At 54.9% G+C, this 17,154-nt stretch carries 18 protein-coding genes and 1 pseudogene; 8 read left to right on the top strand and 11 right to left on the bottom strand.

Annotated elements, in window-relative coordinates; genetic code table 11:
- Positions 1 to 86: 86 nt before the first annotated feature.
- Positions 87 to 455: a hypothetical protein gene (locus AB6Q56_RS06565; RefSeq protein WP_434516294.1), complete on the bottom strand. Its 369-nt coding sequence runs from the start codon at positions 453 to 455 to the stop codon at positions 87 to 89.
- 116 nt (positions 456 to 571) lie between these two features.
- On the opposite strand from AB6Q56_RS06565, the pseudogene AB6Q56_RS06570 reads away from it, so the two are divergent.
- Positions 572 to 729: pseudogene (locus AB6Q56_RS06570) on the top strand (transposase); the annotation flags it as partial.
- Between the two features lie 113 nt (positions 730 to 842).
- On the opposite strand, the gene AB6Q56_RS06575 reads toward AB6Q56_RS06570, so the two are convergent.
- The 4 genes from AB6Q56_RS06575 to AB6Q56_RS06590 all read right to left on the bottom strand — a co-directional run bounded on the left by AB6Q56_RS06575 (position 843) and on the right by AB6Q56_RS06590 (position 4,355).
- Positions 843 to 1,820 carry an IS5 family transposase gene (locus AB6Q56_RS06575; RefSeq protein WP_205231579.1) on the bottom strand — a complete coding sequence of 326 codons (978 nt, stop codon included), beginning with the start codon at positions 1,818 to 1,820 and terminating at the stop codon, positions 843 to 845.
- Between the two features lie 168 nt (positions 1,821 to 1,988).
- Positions 1,989 to 2,432, bottom strand: a complete 444-nt coding sequence (locus AB6Q56_RS06580) for a hypothetical protein (protein WP_434516295.1) — start codon at positions 2,430 to 2,432, stop codon at positions 1,989 to 1,991.
- Entirely contained in the window at positions 2,429 to 3,124 is a 696-nt protein-coding gene (locus AB6Q56_RS06585) for a hypothetical protein (protein ID WP_434516296.1), read from the bottom strand. The genes AB6Q56_RS06580 and AB6Q56_RS06585 overlap by 4 nt, the downstream gene beginning before the upstream one ends.
- A 1-nt stretch (position 3,125) precedes the next feature.
- On the bottom strand, positions 3,126 to 4,355 hold the full coding sequence (locus tag AB6Q56_RS06590; protein WP_434516297.1) for a DUF2345 domain-containing protein: 1,230 nt from the start codon (positions 4,353 to 4,355) through the stop codon (positions 3,126 to 3,128).
- 27 nt (positions 4,356 to 4,382) lie between these two features.
- On the opposite strand from AB6Q56_RS06590, the gene AB6Q56_RS06595 reads away from it, so the two are divergent.
- Positions 4,383 to 5,172 (top strand): IS5 family transposase gene (locus AB6Q56_RS06595; protein ID WP_434513899.1). Its coding sequence is split into 2 segments (ribosomal slippage): positions 4,383 to 4,645 and positions 4,644 to 5,172, totalling 792 coding nucleotides; the frame shifts between segments, so codons are not numbered across the junction.
- On the opposite strand, the gene AB6Q56_RS06600 is transcribed toward AB6Q56_RS06595, so the two are convergent.
- The 4 genes from AB6Q56_RS06600 to istA all read right to left on the bottom strand — a co-directional run bounded on the left by AB6Q56_RS06600 (position 5,133) and on the right by istA (position 8,297).
- Positions 5,133 to 5,363 (bottom strand): phage baseplate assembly protein V, encoded by a 231-nt coding sequence (locus AB6Q56_RS06600; protein ID WP_434516298.1) that lies wholly within the window; start codon positions 5,361 to 5,363, stop codon positions 5,133 to 5,135. The genes AB6Q56_RS06595 and AB6Q56_RS06600 overlap by 40 nt on opposite strands.
- A gap of 38 nt (positions 5,364 to 5,401) precedes the next feature.
- Positions 5,402 to 5,773: a hypothetical protein gene (locus AB6Q56_RS06605; RefSeq protein ID WP_434516299.1), complete on the bottom strand. Its 372-nt coding sequence runs from the start codon at positions 5,771 to 5,773 to the stop codon at positions 5,402 to 5,404.
- Between the two features lie 237 nt (positions 5,774 to 6,010).
- Positions 6,011 to 6,811, bottom strand: coding sequence for an IS21-like element helper ATPase IstB (gene istB / locus AB6Q56_RS06610; protein WP_434517117.1), 801 nt, complete (start codon positions 6,809 to 6,811; stop codon positions 6,011 to 6,013).
- The gene (istA, locus tag AB6Q56_RS06615) at positions 6,801 to 8,297 is read right to left on the bottom strand and encodes an IS21 family transposase (RefSeq protein WP_434517118.1); all 1,497 of its coding nucleotides are present in this window, start codon (positions 8,295 to 8,297) and stop codon (positions 6,801 to 6,803) included. Before istA ends, istB begins: the two co-directional genes overlap by 11 nt.
- A 171-nt stretch (positions 8,298 to 8,468) precedes the next feature.
- Between istA and AB6Q56_RS06620 the strand changes: the two genes are divergently transcribed.
- The 6 genes from AB6Q56_RS06620 to AB6Q56_RS06645 all read left to right on the top strand — a co-directional run bounded on the left by AB6Q56_RS06620 (position 8,469) and on the right by AB6Q56_RS06645 (position 14,878).
- Positions 8,469 to 9,233, top strand: a complete 765-nt coding sequence (locus AB6Q56_RS06620; protein WP_434516300.1) for a DUF6708 domain-containing protein — start codon at positions 8,469 to 8,471, stop codon at positions 9,231 to 9,233.
- Positions 9,234 to 9,414: 181 nt separating this feature from the next.
- Positions 9,415 to 11,154: a DUF2345 domain-containing protein gene (locus tag AB6Q56_RS06625; RefSeq protein ID WP_434516301.1), complete on the top strand. Its 1,740-nt coding sequence runs from the start codon at positions 9,415 to 9,417 to the stop codon at positions 11,152 to 11,154.
- Complete coding sequence (locus tag AB6Q56_RS06630; RefSeq protein WP_434516302.1) at positions 11,147 to 11,848, top strand: hypothetical protein; 702 nt, start codon at positions 11,147 to 11,149, stop codon at positions 11,846 to 11,848. Before AB6Q56_RS06625 ends, AB6Q56_RS06630 begins: the two co-directional genes overlap by 8 nt.
- Positions 11,811 to 12,446 carry a hypothetical protein gene (locus AB6Q56_RS06635; protein WP_434516303.1) on the top strand — a complete coding sequence of 212 codons (636 nt, stop codon included), beginning with the start codon at positions 11,811 to 11,813 and terminating at the stop codon, positions 12,444 to 12,446. Before AB6Q56_RS06630 ends, AB6Q56_RS06635 begins: the two co-directional genes overlap by 38 nt.
- 109 nt (positions 12,447 to 12,555) lie before the next feature.
- Positions 12,556 to 13,335: a hypothetical protein gene (locus tag AB6Q56_RS06640; RefSeq protein WP_434516304.1), complete on the top strand. Its 780-nt coding sequence runs from the start codon at positions 12,556 to 12,558 to the stop codon at positions 13,333 to 13,335.
- Positions 13,336 to 13,751: 416 nt separating this feature from the next.
- Positions 13,752 to 14,878 (top strand): IS3 family transposase gene (locus AB6Q56_RS06645; protein WP_374755713.1). Its coding sequence is split into 2 segments (ribosomal slippage): positions 13,752 to 14,010 and positions 14,010 to 14,878, totalling 1,128 coding nucleotides; the frame shifts between segments, so codons are not numbered across the junction.
- Here the strand turns inward: AB6Q56_RS06645 and AB6Q56_RS06650 are convergent.
- Together AB6Q56_RS06650 and AB6Q56_RS06655 are read right to left on the bottom strand one after the other, a co-directional pair.
- The gene (locus tag AB6Q56_RS06650; RefSeq protein ID WP_434516305.1) at positions 14,875 to 15,897 is read right to left on the bottom strand and encodes an FAD-binding oxidoreductase; all 1,023 of its coding nucleotides are present in this window, start codon (positions 15,895 to 15,897) and stop codon (positions 14,875 to 14,877) included. The two genes, AB6Q56_RS06645 and AB6Q56_RS06650, sit on opposite strands and share 4 nt — an antisense overlap.
- Positions 15,898 to 15,998: 101 nt before the next feature.
- Positions 15,999 to 17,119 (bottom strand): IS3 family transposase gene (locus tag AB6Q56_RS06655; protein WP_434517116.1). Its coding sequence is split into 2 segments (ribosomal slippage): positions 15,999 to 16,870 and positions 16,870 to 17,119, totalling 1,122 coding nucleotides; the frame shifts between segments, so codons are not numbered across the junction.
- Positions 17,120 to 17,154 lie beyond the last annotated feature (35 nt).

Consider the following 17,154-nt stretch of genomic DNA (forward strand, 5'->3'; position numbering starts at 1 on the left):
AAGACACGAGGCATCGTCGGTAAAGGACGATTGGTCATGCGCGCAACGGCAGGGCTTGCCCTCGTCGGCGAGGAGGCGGCAAAGCTTCAGCGGCGGACCCGCCGCGTGGCGACTGGAGCATCTGTTGCAGTGCTCCCACTCACGAACAAATCGATCGTTCTACACGTCGATGCCGACTGATCCGGCGACCGCTGCCAGAAGGTATCACTGTAATCACTATCGAACGCCGGTATCACGATATCTTGCTTCAAATAGCGGCGCGAGCCGGATTGGGCCGTGGTGAACCACGAGCCGGTTTCGGGACAGGGGAACTGGTGGGGACGTTGGGGCGTTGCTGTTCTGGCGTTCAAACCACCATCCGTGAAACACTCGGAATTTTCTTTTGCCCAGGCCACCAGATCCTTGGGGTAATAGAGACATTTATGCAGGCTGGAATCGTCCTCGATGCTCAGCAAGAGCACCGCCGCACCTGCTTCGAACTCCAGTAGCCAAAATGGCCCCCTCGACGTCCCGCCAGAATTGAGTAGCGCCTGACTTTAGCGTCCAATCCGCTACGACAAGGAGATTGAATATGAAGAAACAATTCACCGAAGAGCAAATTATTGGTTTCCGCGGGAAGCGGCAGCCGGGATGCCGGTTGCGGAATTGTGCCGCAGGCACGCCTTCTCGGAAGCGAGTTACTACCTCTGTGACAGCAAATTTGACGGGATGAGCGTATCGAACGCTAGGGACTCTCTGAACAACCGGCCATTTACTGGTAGGTCGTCATAAAAGCGATGAGAAATAGGCGATTTTCGACCGTTGACCGGGAAATCCAGGGAGTTTTCCCTGTATTTCACGTTTCACGGGCGCACCTCGCCCAGCAAGGGCAACAATCGCTTGCGCGCCATCCACAAATTGGCCAGCGCAAACAACGTCACGATTTGCCCGGTATTCTTCGCCAGACCACGGTAGCGAACTTTCACAAAGCCAAACTGGCGCTTCACTACTCGGAACGGATGTTCGACAATTGCCCGCACCGAGGACAGCATCCGATTGAACGCTTTCTGCTCCACAGTCAGCGTGCCGCCAGCCGGCTTCTTGGTCGGTGTCAGAACAGACAGATTGCCTTCCTTCTGGAACGCGTCAATCGTCCGGTTCTTCTTGTGATAGCCGCGATCACCGAGCGCAATGGCTTCTTCCCCGTGCAGGCACTTCTCCATCATCGCAATGTCGGCGACCTTGGCCGTCGTGCATTCAACGGTATGTATCAAGCCGCTGTCGGCATCGACGCCAATGTGCGCCTTCATGCCGAAGTGCCACTGATTGCCCTTCTTGGTCTGCGTCATTTCCGGATCGCGCTTCTTGTCTTCGTTCTTCGTCGAACTCGGTGCTGCAATCAGCGTGGCATCGACCACCGTACCGCGCTTCATCGACAGGCCTTTCTCCGACAGCACGGCATTGACCTCGGCAAAGATCGCCACCGCCAGGTCATGCTTCTCCAGCAGATGACGGAAGCGAAGAATCGTACTTTCGTCCGGCATCACGTCTTCGAAGGCATCCAGTCCGGCAAAGCGACGCAACAACGGAACATCGTGCAGTGCTTCTTCCATTGCTGGGTCGGAGTAACCAAACCATTGCTGCAAGAAGTGAATCCGCAACATCGTGCCCAACGGCATCGGCGGACGACCGTTTCCCTTCTTCGGATAGAACGGCTCGATCAGCGCCTCAAGACGCGACCACGGCACCACTGTTTCCATCTCCGCCAGGAACACTGCCTTGCGGGTTTGCTTGCCGGCTTTCGGCAAAAATCCCGTCTCAGCCAAGCTCAGTTGCTTCATCAGATTCATCTGCCTCACCAACTCAATGACAATGCCGTCATTTTCTCAAATTGCGCTGCATGATGGGCGCTTATGCAGAGTTTCCCTAGGCGCCTGAAGGAGCTGGAAACCGGCGAAGCCAGTCGTGATTATCCGGTTTGTTCAGCCAATCCGTGAAAAATCCTATCGCTATGAACGAATAAATTTTTCAAGAATTTCTCTTATTTCATCTTTTGAAATTCGCTTTGAATCCAAAATTGACTCAAGGTCGCTCTTTGTTAAAGGATAATCTCGAATTATTTTTAATAAATCTTCTTTACTGGGCGCGAATGCATCAATTGGATTAATTTCAGTGGGGTCGCTCAAGTTTTCAAGTTTTAAAGGCGTGCGATCAATATTTATATAAACCTTGTACCGTGAGAATCCTTCTGGGTAAGATTTATCAAAATATAGTACTGTACCCTTTGGTAGCATATGCGTGTTTTTTGATGCTGCATCGCTAGATATTATTAATGGATACTCTAATTTGTGGATTTTGGTCATTTTCATACCCTCGGGTGCGTAGCATTTTGTGCAAATGTATAGTGCAATAGCTAATGCGGTGATTCCAATGGATAAAATGGTTTTATTCATTTTCCACTACCATAAATATCAATTCGTAGAGGCTTTGTTGGTTGGCCTGTGTATAAAAAAGCCAGTAAATTTGCTGGCAAAAATAATCTGGGTGCTCCTCCTTTTGCTTTTAGTGCCATGCGTTCTGCAAAATTAAGCACGTCTTCAGGTTTGTTGTATTTTTCATATCCGTGGTCAATGTTTTTAATGGCTTGCTTTGCGCCGTCAATGCTTAGAGTTGTACAGTTTGGACCGAGGGCATGGTAATCCATGGCTAATTTATAAACTCTCTTTGCGACGGTGCTTTTCCCGTCAATATATTTCCCGGATTTTATAAGGCTGTCAAAATATCCGTTAGATAATGATGCCTGATGATCGAATATTGAGTACACAAATCCTGTTGTTTTTCTCTGAAGAGATATTTCGCCGTTTATATAATGATGAAATGAACTCCATACCCTTAGTATTCCATCGCCGCTCTCACCAAAGGTACCTGTGATCTTGCCATATCGACCGAAGTCGTATGTAAAATCTGATTTTCTGGTTTTTATGCGTAGAGCTGTATGGCCGTATTTGTGTTCTTCACCTGCTGGGTCGGTATAAGGCCCGCCAACCAAGATATGCATCTCGGCGGTTGGCTTCAGTTTGTCATCAACGACACTCTTGTAGGTATCGTTGGTCGTTGCTTGGAAAGGTTTCTTGCCACCAGCCATATCATGCCCCGCTGGGGGACGTCTCTCCCCAATATACGTTTATTGTACTTGGCTCAGCAGATCCAATCCGCATAGTCTTTCCTTCTTGGTCTGTGAACCCAAAGAAGACTTCGCCATCACTCGTTACAATTTTGTAGGGTAAATCGGCAATCGGTTGTCCTGTTTCTGCGTGCAAGGCACGAATTTGCTCATCAAACATCTTGACTCTTGAATCCGGCAACGCTTCCAGGCTGGCCGGATTTTTCCACGGCCCGAGGAAAGCGATTCCCCCGCCCTTGACGGAGAATTTTCCCGGACAAGCAAAGGTGATGTTCTGCCCTTCGAGGGTGACGGAAGACTGCCCGGCCTGGAGCACGATCTTCTCCTTGGCCAGCAGATGAATCTCGTCGTTGGAACTGGTGATGGTGATCGACTGGTCGGCGAGAATCTCCAGTTGGTCGGTATGCGCCTGGAGGGTGTGCGTTCCAGCCTGGGCGACGCTCTTGATGCCCCCTGAATGACTGAACCAACTCACCCCTTCGCCGACGGCGGTGGAGACGGTATGGGCGCTGGCGACATGCAGGTCCTGCTGCACCGTGGCATGCAGATGACCGCCGGCGAAGAGCAGGGTGCTGGCAGGGGTCGAGAGGCCGATGTCGGATGGCGCCTCGTTGACGATGAAGGGCTTGGCAAAGCGTTCGGTCGGTTCGCCCAATTCGCGGCCGCCGGGGACGGCCTTTCGGGCTTCCTGACCGCCGACGCTACCCGGGTAGTGGCCATCCTGTTGCGGGTCGATGGCCTTGATGAAATCCGTTTGTGCCGCATTGCCCTTGAGCGGCAATGCCGTTTGCCCCTGGGCAGCTTCCGAGAGGGCCTTGGCGGTTTCGGCAGCGGCTTTCAGTTGGCCGACCGTCTCCGCCACGTCCATCTGGGTGCTCTGGGCATTGTTTCGGGCGGTGGCCGAAATGAGGATGCCTTCGCCGGCCCGTACCGCCAGCCAGCCGTCGGTACGCAACTCGAAGCCGCTACCGCGCCAGGCACCGCGCGTGGCGGATTCGGGAGCTTGGTGAATGAGATGGCCCAAGCCGAGCTGGCCGGCGTTCTCGCTGGTGGCGAGACGGGAGCGCAATTGTCCGGGGGCATCGTCGGTCACCCACTGGTTGAAGCCGGCTTCATGGTTGTGGCTCATCCAGCCGGAGAGCACGCCGGGATGATTGGCCCCGGCTTCGTGGCCGGCTGAGAGGCTGTTCACGATCAATTGGATGTCGTAGACTGGGGCATGAGAAAGAGATACCCCAGTGACATCAGCCCGGAAGCCTTTGAAGAGATCAGGCCCTTGCTGGAAAGTGTGCGCAAGCAGACCAAGCCCCGAACGGTGGATTTATATGAAGTGTTCTGTGGCGTGCTGTATTTGCTGAAGAGCGGTTGCCAATGGCGGATGCTCCCGAGCGAATATCCGAAATGGCGCACGGTGCATGCCTATTTTGCCAAGTGGAGTGAGCCTGGTCCAGACGGTTTCAGCGTTCTGGAACGGGCTTTAAAAAAATGTGGTTGGCGCGGTCCGTACAAAACAGGGGCGCAAATCCTCGACGAGCTTCTTGATCGTCGACGCGCAGAGCGTCAAGAACAGCGATAGCGCTCGCGAGAAAGGCTACGATGCGGGCAAGAAAGTTTCCGGCATCAAGCGCCATATTGCCGTCGATACCCAAGGTCTGCCGCACGCTATCGCCGTCACGACCGCTGATGTAGCCGACCGCAAGGGGGCATTGCAGGCTTTGAGCCGCTGTGCAGCGGATTTACAAGCCGTTCAGAGCATCCTGGCCGACGGTGGCTATGTCGGCCAGCCTTTTGCCCAAGCAGTAGATGAACTGCTGGGCGCCGAGGTTCAAATCGCCAAGCGCAGCGAATTGCATACCTTTGCCGTCATACCTCAACGCTGGGTTGTCGAGCGATCATTTGCCTGGATTGAAAAGTGCCGCCGTCTTTGGAGGAACTGCGAACGCAAGCTGAACACCAGCCTACAGTTCATTCATCTCGCCTTCCTCGCGCTTTTGCTCAGAAGATCGTGAACAGGTTCTGAGAAAGAGGGGAGGTCGGCGCCGTTGTAGGCTTGGCCGACGACGATGGGGCGGTCGATGTCGCCGTCGAGGAAGTCCACCATCACCTCGGTACCGATGCGCGGCAGGAAGTGGCTACCCCAGCGAGCATTCAGCGGCAGACAAACCGCGTAGCGGGTTGGCTGTCCGCTGCAATGCGGCATCTCAAGTCCGGAACAACGGCATTACATGTCTTGGGACATCAATCGATGAATTCGCCGCGCTTGAATTCTCTGTCCGGGAACATCGGTTGTTTTTTGGGAGGTTTGGGAACGGGCCAGTTGTTTGCCTTCGCCCAGGCCTTGATATCGGGAATGATGCCGGGCGCTTCGCCGTTCGGGCATTCGTGCAGACAGACCCAAACCTTGCCGTGCTTGCCGATGACGGGTTTGGGCGGGATGTCGAAGCGGCCCCAGCCGAGAATGGGGCGGATGTAGGAATAGGGGCCGAACTGGTCTTTGCCGTAGGAGGTCACATCGATGTAGGGGTGCTTGTCGCTTTGCAGGTAGTAGGACCATTCCCGGCAGCCGAAACTTCCACCTGTGGAGAGTGAACTGGGCTTGAAGCCCTTCATATAACGTCCTTCGGTAAATCTACTATAAAACAGGGGTACCTCGGAATGTAGGTGTCGGCGCGCGTTTAAATTTGACCACCTGTGCGCGTTGAATTTTGACCAGGTGTGATAGCCACCTGACATAGGTGGGCTTGTGGATAAGTGTAGCTCAGAACAACTGATTTCCGAGCCACGACGAATGCGTTGGGAAAGCCGTGGAGGACGGAGTCCGGAACGGATTTCCCAACGCGGCCTCGATCAGAACGGATCTGCTTCGGGTGGATTTCCCCGCTTGCTCTGCTCCCGCGCCTTGATCCTCGACTTGGCCGTTGCCGTGCTGTGCCGGAAGCGAAACGACTCATTCCCGGTCTCGACGATATGGCAGTGATGCGTCAGCCGGTCGAGCAAGGCAGTGGTCATCTTGGCATCGCCAAAGACGCTCGGCCATTCGGCGAAGGTCAGATTGGTCGTGATCATCACACTGGTGTGCTCGTAGAGTTTCGACAGCAAGTGGAACAGCAAGGCGCCACCGGCCTGACTGAACGGCAAATAGCCCAACTCATCGAGGATGACCAGATCCATGCGCAGCAGCCCCAAGGCAATCCGCCCGGCTTTGCCAGCAGCCTTCTCCTGTTCCAGCGCATTGACCAGATCAACCGTCGAGAAGAAACGCACCCGCTTGCTGTGATGGGTAATGCCCGAGACACCCAGCGCCGTCGCGAGGTGGGTCTTGCCAGTGCCCGTGCCACCAATGAACACGACGTTCTGGGCTTCCTCGGCAAAGGAGAGGTCGGCCAGTTGCCGGATCAGCTTCTGATCCACCTTCGATTGTTCGAAGTCGAATCCGGCCAGATCACGATGTACCGGGAAGCGGGCCGCATGCATCTGATAGCCAATCGAACGCATCACTCGATCAGTATGCTCGGCTTGCAGTAGATGTTCGATCAGCCAACGTGAGGCTTCGACACGGCTGCTACCGTTGGCTGTCAGCTCCTCCCAGGCACCGGCCATGCCGTGCAAACGCAGTTCCTTGAACTCGCTCATCAGCTCACGCATGATCAGTCACCTCGGTACGCAAGCGGTCATAGCGGCCGGTATCGGCAATCGGTACTTCGCTGAGGGTGAGTGGCGTTTCCACCGGTGGCGGCATGGGACCCGACTTCAGGCGGTTGAGCATGTTCTCGATGTGCTCGGCACTGGGTAGGCCGGACTCCAGCACCAGATCGACGGCAACCAGCACCGCTTCCAGATCAAACTGCGAAATTGCCGATAGCACTTTGGCCATCACCCGATCACCACCTTCCCGGCGCAGGAGCAAGCTGCGTAATCGTTGCAATGGCTCCGGCATGTCGGCAAACGGCGCGCCATTTCTCAAGGCCCCTGGCTTGCGTTCGATCAGCGGGATGTAGTGCTGCCAGTCGTAGAGGGTTTGCTGCCGACTGAAGTTGCGGGGATGACTGGCCACCCGAGTATCGTGCGCCACAATGTCGATCCGTTCCGGATAAAGACGCAGGCTGACGGCTTGGCCCACCAGTTCGCACGGTACCGAGTAGCGGTTGCGATCCAGCGTCACCAGGCAGGTGCTCGATACCTTGCCCAAGGTTTCGACGTAGCCATCGAAGGATGCGACCATCGGCATCAGGCTCGGTTGTTCGTGTTCGAGCATCTCGGCCACTGTCAGGTCAGCGTACTCGGGATGACGCAATTCCTGCCACAGCCCCCGGCAGCGCTCGAGCAGCCAGACGTTCAGTTCGGTGAATGAACTGAATCGCTCCTTGCCGGCATCCTGCCAGAGACGGAGCCGACTATCCTGGACGTTCTTCTCGACGACGCCTTTCTCCCAGCCGCTGGCGACATTGCAGAAATCCGGATCAAACAGGTAGTGGGAGGCCATCGCCGAGAAGCGCGAATTGACGATGCGGGATTTGCCTTTCTGCACCTTATCCACGGCCGTCTTCATATTGTCGTAGATGCCGCGCCGGGGAATGCCACCCAGCGCCGCAAACGAGCGGGTATGGGCATCGAACAGCATCTCGTGACCTTGCGTCGGATAGGCTTGAACGACAAAGGCCCGACTGGCGCAGAGTTTCAGATGTGAGGCGAGAATCTTGCGCCAGACCCCGCCAATGACCAGATGCTCTTCGCTCCAGTCGAACTGGAAGGCTTCGCCCAACTCGAAGTGGAGCGGAACGAAGGCTTTACTGACGGCTGCACCGCCATCGGCCCGCCAGCGCCGGATGAATTCGGTGACCCGGCAGTAGGTACCGGTGAATCCGGCGGCCTGCAATTCGCCAAACAGTTTCAGTGCTGTGCGCCGATCCCGTTTCGGACGGCGGGCATCCGCCTCCAGTGCCTTGATCAGGCGCGCCGCATACGGGGCAATCTTGATGTTCGGGTTCTGCCGTTCGTACTTCGGCTCCGCCCCTTCCGGTGTCCGTAACCAACGTTTGACGGTGTTCCGGCTATACCCCGTCTTCCGCGAAATCTCGGACAGCGATAGGCCATCCCGATAAAACAACCGCCGAATCCTTCCCAGATCCTTCATGGTGATCATCTCCTAAAATCCTGCTCAAAAAATGAGCGGACGAGTTAATCACCCTGGTCAATTTTCAGCGCGCACACCCCCACTTTTCTGGTCAGTTTTCAACGAGCGTCAACACTAAAACCGAAGAAACGGCTGGATGTGGTTCCGCATTACAACCTTTCGGTGATTCGCTTGAATGACACCTTCCTGGAGGGGATTGATAAGTTCTATCCAGTACGTGGATTCGTAGCGATGTCATCAGTATTCGGGATTTGTTTTTCGCTTGTATTGCTAGTAACGATGCTTGGATATGACGAAATACAAATTTTTATTGCTCCTATCGGTATAGCTCTACTGTTATTGATTGCCTCACTCTGGCTTCTAACCCGAGACGCCTTCACCTACACCCACTTTCCCATCCGCTTCAACCGGAAAAACCGCCAGGTCTATGTCTGGCGCCGCAACGGCACTGTCTTGAAGGCGTGCTGGGACGATCTCTACTTCACCATCGGCGGCAGCGAAACGACCTGGAAGGACCTGTATGTGGCCGGCCATGTCATGGATGCCGACGGAGTCACGGTCCGCGAAACCTTCGCCCTCGGCGCCAGCGGCGAAAAGGATCAACTCCAAACCCTGTGGGAGTTCTATCGCCGTTACATGGAGGAGGGGCCGCAGGCCGTTCTGCCCGTGCTGGAAAAACCGCTGATCTGCCTTCCCCGGCTCGATCTCCAGCGCGAGACCTGGCGCTTCGGCTGGGAGCGCATCACCCTGCAGCTCAATGGCTGGATTCTCTTGCAGATCGTCTCCCAGGTCTTCATGTTTCCCCAAAGCCTGTTCCGCTGGATAGCGATGCATACCAGCAAGATTCCCCAATGGCCGCAGTGGGTCGAGGACGAATGCGCTATCGAGGCAAATGATCCGTGGGTGAGGGATGTGTCGACGAACGTTTACCTTTGATCCCTGATTCTAGCGGACCACCCCAAAGTGCCGCTTCCTGATCACCGCCGTCACCCACGAAGCCCGCGCTGCGCTCAAGGAAATCGGCGCCACCGACCCAGCGGAGCAGGGCAGGCCCCAGGTCGACTACTACCGCAACACCCTCACCGCCATCCGCGCCGTGATCCCCTGGAAACCGCTGATGGCCGACAGTCAGGGAAGACACATCCACCCACGACCCACCGCCAGCGGCACCCTGACCGCCATCGTGGTAGGGAACGGTAGCCCCACCCACACCGACCGCGACGGCCGCATCCGCGTCCAGTTCCCGTGGCAACGCGGACAAGACGCCGGCGCCCGGCACGACCACCCGACGGGAAGCAACAACGCTCCGGCCAATGCCAGCCTCGGCGTCTGGCTGCGCGTCATGACCCCGGTCGCCGGTGCCAACTGGGGCGGGCATCTCGTTCCCCGGCCCGGGCAGGAAGTCCTCGTCGCCTTTCAGAACGGCAACATCGACCGCCCCATCGTCATCGGCAGCGCCTACAACGGCAGCGGCAACCCCGACGCCCAAGGCAACCGGATCGCTGGCGGCACCCAGCAAACCAGCGCCAACGCCCCGGCCTTCTTCGCCGGAGAAAAGGACAGCGCCCACACCCATCAAGCCAGCCTCTCCGGCATCAAAACCCAGCAACTGTCCACCAGCCAGAGCGGGCAGGGCGGCTACAACCAGTTCGTCTTCGACGACACCCCAGGCGAAGCACGTATCGAACTGGGTACGACGCAATACAACAGCACCTTGCAACTCGGCCACCTCAAGCAGCAAACCGACAACGCCCGACTCGCCGACCGCGGCCATGGCGGCGAACTCAACACCCAGGCCAGTCTGGCGCTGCGCGCCGGGAACGGCCTCCTGCTCAGCGCCGATGCACGCCCCAACGCCAGCGGCACGCAGCTGGACAGCCGCGAACCCATCACCCAGACCCAGGAAGCCAGGAACCTCAGCCACAGCCTGGCCGATGTCGCCCATAAACAAAACGCCGGCCTCAAGGGCGACCCGGCGGCTGACAAGATCCCCGCCCTCGACAGCCTGAAACAAGCCGAAGCCACCCTGGGCGCCACCGCCACCCACGGGACCAGCATGCAAGGAAACAACGAAGGCATCAAGGCTACACTCGGCGGCACGGGCACCGTCCCCGCCTGGTCCCAACCCCGCCTCCAGTTCGCCGCCCCGGCCGGCATCGCCCAGCTCACCCCAGAACATCACCTCATCGCCGCCGGCCAGAACCTCGCCATCGCCACCGAGCACGACACCAACCTCATCGCCCAGGGCAACCACAGCCTCGCCGTCAAGGACGGCATCGCGCTCTTCACCGTCGGCAAGGCCAGCAACAAACAAAAACCCAACCAGGAAACCGGCATCCACCTGCACGCCGCCAGCGGCACGGTCAGCGTGCAAAGTCAGGGCGGCAAGACAACAGCCGCCGCCGACAAGGAAGTGACCATTGCCAGCACCACCGGCAAACTCACGGCCAGCGCCACACAGAAAATCCTCGCTACCGCCCAGGGGGCTTACCTCAAGATCGAGGGCGGGAATATCGAACTGCATGCGCCCAAGAAGGTGGAGTTCAAGGCATCAAAGAAGGATTGGACAGGGCCGAAGAGTGCGGCGCCGGAAAGCGTTAATTTCCCAAGGTCCAATATATTGATTCCTGATTATCAGCGCACAAATGAATGCAAGTACTACCAATTCGTAATCGACGGAAATAAAAATCATCTGTCTGACTATGCGCTCATTAATAGCAATAACGAACATATAGGCATTTCAAAATTGAATCCTAAAGGAAAAACAAGCAACATTCCGGATGGAAAGTCGCATGAAGACGTAGACTCTGCTTTGGTTATTGATTCGTTTTCTGGAAAGATGAGCCGTTATGTCTGAAAAAAATAATCACATTGACCCGGATTTAAAGATACTTATTGGAGGGGTCCTTGGTAAGTCGTCTTTATTAAATAAATTTGAAGAGATGGCAGCAATTGCTGCAGTTTTGATCAGGCAAAAGAAATCACGAGGCAGAGATACTTGGAAGGAGTTTGTTCAAAACGAAAAAAGCTTTGCTTTTGCATTTTCCGATGGTAATCCTCGGCATAAGTTAGTGAGTGACTCATCAGATAGCGATGTGGTTGAAAAAGAGCCTATGGCTACTGCTTTTAAGGCAGTAAAGCATGCACTGGATGGTGGTAAAGATTATTCAAATGGCGGATACTTCTGGGATGGTGATGATATAAAATCAAATTATAAAAATCATTTCAAGGTAAAAAAGGGGATACATTTCTCCGATTCTTCGCACAATATATTTGACATTAAGGAGAGTAGCGTTAATTACCAGAAGTACAAAACAACTGGGAGGGGAAAAGATAAGAAAAAAGAGTTGGTGAAAGAGTGCGAATGGGTATATGAATCAACGGCAGCTTACGGTGGCTTCTATGTAATAAAAAAACAGAAAACCGTGATTGGAAAAGATAAAAACCCCCACAAGGTTGTTGAAGAGATTGAGAAATTCACAGGAACAATTTTTTGGAAAATGAACAAAGACTATGTTGATCACTTTAACTACAAAAAAGAATATCTGTAAAATACTGCTTTCGTCGACTCTGGTTTTCCCATCTGCTTACGCATATTCAGGCGAAAAAAACGACTGGATATTGGTTGAAGACACAGATAGAAATATAACCTATTTTGAGTTGAAAAATGATGAATCGGTTAGATATGTCGTTGACGCTAAGGATTTTGAACTAAAATACCTAGATCGCGAATTCCAGAGCATTGTTCCGATAGAGATTGGATCTGTACTTAAAATTGAAGATCTAAGCCTGTACGGAAAAGTCAAAAAGAAGATATCTGCTGATGGCACAATAGGAATTTGCTTTTCTCGACAAGCATCAACGCCGTTTGGGTCGAAAAATTTTTATAACAATTATATCTATCTGATTGGAAATGGAGGAGATGGCTTAAGGGTTACCTACGTATTCTTATCAAACACGCCCTGTAGTCGGAACTTTGATGCAAAAGGGAAATTCTTTGCTTCAAGCCGTATCGAGATAGACCAATCAAGCAGTCATGCCGGGAAATCTTATGAAATAAAAATTAACACAAAAAAAGTGGTTAATTTTTTAAAAGGAAGTATTCGGTTAGGTATTGATTCACGCCATCTTGAATTGAAAAATAATTAACAAAAATTGACCGCTGTGAATAAGCCATAACCGATAACTCAGGCATGCGCCCGCCTGGGTTGATCCGGCCAATATCCCGGCACCGACCGCCGATGGGCGAATCGATGCCGTGTTTGGCGCCATCTGGCTCTACCTACCGGCATCCACCCCAACTCAGAGCACCGCACCCACCACCCACCTGCGCGCCGCCAGCCAGACCACGCTGGGCGAAGCGGTGTGGGTCAAGATGCATTACGACGGCGGTTCCTGCACCTTCACCACCTTCAACAATCAAGGGCGGCCAATTGGCAATGCCCGACTGGAAAACGAAGGCGAATACAACCTCTACAACACGGCCAACACCCGCCACAATGCCTTGCCGCAAGCCGACCGAAACCGCAGCAGCCCCAGCGGCTGGTATGAACTGCTGCGTTTCGGGCGCAACCTCGGGCGCGGCCCGAACGCCGCCGACAAAGACCCGCTCCCGGCCAATGCCGCCCACTGGCGACAAATCACCGAAGCCGTGTGGGCCGATCTCAATGCCGAAGGCAGCTACAAGTTCAGCGATGCCGATTTCCTGCCAATCCAAGGCTGGTGTTTCATCAACGACGACAGTGCTCCGAACGATCAGCGTTGCGATTCGAACCACCTGAAAAACCTGATCGCCGACCCCGACCCCAACGCTACCGGGCGCATGGAGATGAATAACCTTCTACGCCGACCGGGCAGTACCGAGGTGATGCAAAAGCTCAGGCGGGTCGTGTGCCAGTTCCCGAGCGAATGGGATCAAGGCACCATCGCGGCGCGCTATGGATTCGTGCGCGAGTTAGCGGCGTTTCAAGAGGCACCGGAAGCCTGGGCGCCCTTCGAGGCGCATCTGCGGGCGCTTAGCTTCTTCTTGTTCTGGTGAGGTGATCTTATGCACAAAGGTTTTGTTATCGGCGCTGTGGGCGCTTTTTTTAATGCCTTCGTTGTGCGCATAATTTGTATTATGTTAAATGATGGCCAGAAAAAAGATCAGTTAAGATCCTCTTCCCTTACTGCTGGCAAAGTCAGGTGACACGAATAAGTACCCTGGATTCCCTATTTTGTGACCGCAATTTGGCCCCCAAAGACCACAATTTAGCCCCGCAGCCCGAAATTCACCAAGACACAAACTAGTCCCCGGCCACAAAGTAGCCCCCTGGGGTTCAGGCAAGTGTTTAAACTTTCCTGTTTCGCCGTGGCGCTCTGAGCATAGAGGTGGTTCCGCGAATCCGGACATCGAGTTAAGTGAAATCTCTGCTTCAATGGGCGATGGAAATCGCCTGCCTAGGAGCAGAAGCAATGAGAAGACCCCGCCGTAACCACACAGCCGCCTTCAAGGCCAAAGTGGCGATTGCCGCCCTCAAGGGCGATGAGACGCTGGCTGCGTTAGCAGAGAAGTTTGACGTTCATCCGAATCAGATTACGCAATGGAAGACACAATTGCTCGAGAACGCCTCGGGTGTCTTTGCGACGGCTGCCGAGAAGCAGGCGGCCACGCCGGACCTGAAGGATTTGCATGCAAAGATAGGCCAGCAGGCGTTGGAGATTGATTTTTTGGCCGTCGCGCTCGGTCGCATCGGCGATGCGAGCGCAAAACGATGATCGACAAGGCCCACGATCTGCCTGTCGTCAGGCAAGTCCAGTTACTTGAGCTTTCGCGTTCTTCTGTCTATTACCAGCCGCAGCCCACATCCGAAATCGATTTGATGCTGATGCGGCGGATTGATGAACTGCACCTGGAGCATCCCTTTGCCGGTGCGCGGATGTTGCGCGATATGCTCAAGCTCGAAGGCCATGAAATCGGTCGCAAACATGTCGGTACGCTGATGAAGAAGCTCGATATCCAGGCCATCTACCGCAAGGCCAACACCAGTCGGCGCAACCAGGCACACCGCATCTATCCCTACCTGCTGCGCGGCCTTGCCATCGAGCGTCCGAATCAGGTCTGGGCCATGGATACGACCTACATCCCGATGCGCCGGGGCTTCGTCTATCTGAGCGCGGTGCTTGATTGGGCAACCCGTCGGGTGCTGAGTTGGCGCCTGTCGAACAGCCTGACGGCTGATCCCTGCGTCGATGCTCTGGAAGAGGCCATCATGAAGTATGGCCGACCGGAAATCATGAACACAGACCAGGGCAGCCAATTCACCAGTTCGGCCTTCATTGGCTTGCTTCAGGAGCACAGCATTCAGGTCAGCATGGATGGCAAGGGCTGCTGGCGCGATAACGTATTCGTCGAACGCCTCTGGAAATCGGTCAAGTACGAGGAGATTTACCTGCACGGCTACGACACCGTTTCCGAGGTCCGACAGGCGCTGGCCCGCTACTTCGATTTTTACAATCGTCGTCGCCCGCACTCAACGCTTGACGGGCAAACCCCGGATACGGCTTACTTCAACCAGCCGCTGCTCGCCGCAGCGGCTTAACCCGCAGAGAACTCACTTAAGAAAACCAAATTTCTGTCCAACTGCGCGGGGCCACCTCTTTTTATCGACGCAGGTCCGAATGCTTCAAAATGAATTCGTGAGTCCGGAACTCCCCAGTCTTCAAGGGCATCGACCAAGCTTTCCATCATCGGCGTCGGACCGCATATATAGAAATCGAACGGTTTCAGCGGTAACTCTGTCCTTAACAGCGCGACATCAATACGACCCCTATGGTGAAAATCGCGCGCCATCATGTCACCCGGTAGCGGCGCGCTAAAGCAGATGTGCAGCTTGAAATTCGGGTGTTGGGCTGCGAGCGCCAGAAGATGCGCCTTCATAATCACTTCAGCGCTATTTCGCACGCCGTAAAACAGCCAAACTTCACGTTCAGGCTGGTGATTCACGATCCAGTTGAGCATGCTCAACATCGGTGTGATACCGATTCCTCCGCCAATCAGTACAACTGGAGAGGCTTCGTGGTTGAGATAAAAATGTCCTGATGGAGCCCGAACTGCCAATGATGTGCCTACGTGTACATGGTCGTGGAAAAAATTGGATGAGCGGCCAGGAGGTAGGGAGGTGCCGTTAGGCGTTGGGACGCGCTTTATCGAAACCCTGTAAGTATCATGAGCAGGCGAATCCGAGAGGGAGTAGCAACGGATGAGTTCTTCCGCCGTGCCTCCTGGAGTCGGGATGGCCAGTTTGAAGGTAAGAAACTGTCCTGGCTTGAATACGGGAAGTGACTGCCGATCCTCTGGACGTAGATAGAAGGAGCAAATGGCTCCGTTACCATCTTCAAGGGTTTTCTGAATAACCTTGAAAGTCCTGAATCCTTTCCAGCCCTCGGAAGCAGTGTCAGTCTGCAAACTATCGGACAGAGTTGCAGGACTCTTGCCATTGGCCTGATCCTGCAACGATATATAGCGCTGCCAGTGGCGCCAGAAGACAATGCCCAGCCAAAGTGCCAGCTGAACAACAATGCCCAAGGCTATCCACAGGAGGAGCATGGCTGAGGTCATATTGCTCTCTATTGGTTCAATGGCAACATGCCAAATTGATTGTGAGGTGCCCCCGGTTTTAGTGCCAAGGGCGTTTTAGTAAAAGTCCTTGGGTTGTACCGTTAAAGACATTCTTCGGCGGCTGGCTGGGCAGAGGTGGTTGCCCGATGCTCGGCCGCGAACTCTGCCGGGGTTTGATAATTCAATGCGCTGTGCGGCCGATGCTGGTTGTAGTCCCGGCGCCAGGCGGCGATCAGGATACGAGCCTGTGGCAAGCTCGTAAACCAATAGTCATTCAGGCACTCATCTCGGAAGCGTCCGTTGAAGCTCTCGATGAACGCGTTCTGCGTGGGTTTCCCGGCCTGGATCAGTTTGAGCTGAACGCCATGCTGGCAGGCCCACTGGTCGAGCGCTTTGCCGGTAAATTCTGGTCCCTGGTCAGTTCGAATGGCCTTGGGGTAGCCCCGGAAGCGAGCCGCCTGATCAAGAACACGCGTAACGTAATGGCCTGAAATGCCGAAGTCGACCGCGAGATCGATGGCCTCCTTGCTGAAATCATCGACGATGGTCAGCACCTTGATCCGGCGGCCATTGGCCAGCGCGTCACTGACAAAATCCATCGACCAAACTTGGTTGGGCTCGGTAGGGCGTTCCAGTGCCTGCCGCTCAACAGCCACACCATGTCGCTTTTTGCGGCGCCGAACTGACAGACCGGCATCACTGTAGAGCCGATAAATCCGTTTGTGATTGGCTCGAACGCCCTCTCGCCGAACCAGCGCATGCAAGCGGCGATAGCCGAACCGGCGGCGCTCGCCGGCCAGTTCGACCAGCCTGGCTTGCAACTGCTCGTTCTCCGGCTGCGCCTTCGATACGTAATGCAGGACCGTGCGTGACAAACCCACCAGCTGGCAGGCACGGCGTTGGGAAATTGCTGTCGCTTTCCGCATCACCATGACTGACTCACGCTTTTGCTGGGGGCTCAGCGCTTTCGGCCCAAGGCCGCTTTGAGAGCTTCGGCATCAAGGATCGATTCGGCCAGTAGGCGTTTGAGCTTGGCGTTCTCGGCTTCCAGTTCCTTCAGGCGCTTCGCATCCGGAACTGACATGCCGCCGAATTTCGCCCGCCAGTTGTAGAACGAGGCGTCACTGAAGCCGTGTTGCCGGCACAGTTCCTTGATCGCCACGCCGGCTTCCGCCTGCTGCAAAAAACCGATGATCTGCTCTTCTGAAAACCGCTTCTTCAAGTCCATTCTCCTTCTCGAAAACGGACTTTACTAAA

The organism is Dechloromonas sp. ARDL1 (genome assembly GCF_051122455.1).
Classification (GTDB): domain Bacteria; phylum Pseudomonadota; class Gammaproteobacteria; order Burkholderiales; family Rhodocyclaceae; genus Azonexus.

Coding starts and splice junctions, on each gene's coding strand:
- AB6Q56_RS06575 (WP_205231579.1), bottom strand. CDS start 1,820: ATGAAGCAACTGAGCTTGGCTGAGACGGGATTTTTGCCGAAAGCCGGC.
- AB6Q56_RS06580 (WP_434516295.1), bottom strand. CDS start 2,432: ATGAATAAAACCATTTTATCCATTGGAATCACCGCATTAGCTATTGCA.
- AB6Q56_RS06585 (WP_434516296.1), bottom strand. CDS start 3,124: ATGGCTGGTGGCAAGAAACCTTTCCAAGCAACGACCAACGATACCTAC.
- AB6Q56_RS06600 (WP_434516298.1), bottom strand. CDS start 5,363: ATGCCGCATTGCAGCGGACAGCCAACCCGCTACGCGGTTTGTCTGCCG.
- AB6Q56_RS06605 (WP_434516299.1), bottom strand. CDS start 5,773: ATGAAGGGCTTCAAGCCCAGTTCACTCTCCACAGGTGGAAGTTTCGGC.
- istA (WP_434517118.1), bottom strand. CDS start 8,297: ATGAAGGATCTGGGAAGGATTCGGCGGTTGTTTTATCGGGATGGCCTA.
- AB6Q56_RS06625 (WP_434516301.1), top strand. CDS start 9,415: ATGGCCGACAGTCAGGGAAGACACATCCACCCACGACCCACCGCCAGC.
- AB6Q56_RS06630 (WP_434516302.1), top strand. CDS start 11,147: ATGTCTGAAAAAAATAATCACATTGACCCGGATTTAAAGATACTTATT.
- AB6Q56_RS06635 (WP_434516303.1), top strand. CDS start 11,811: ATGTTGATCACTTTAACTACAAAAAAGAATATCTGTAAAATACTGCTT.
- AB6Q56_RS06650 (WP_434516305.1), bottom strand. CDS start 15,897: ATGACCTCAGCCATGCTCCTCCTGTGGATAGCCTTGGGCATTGTTGTT.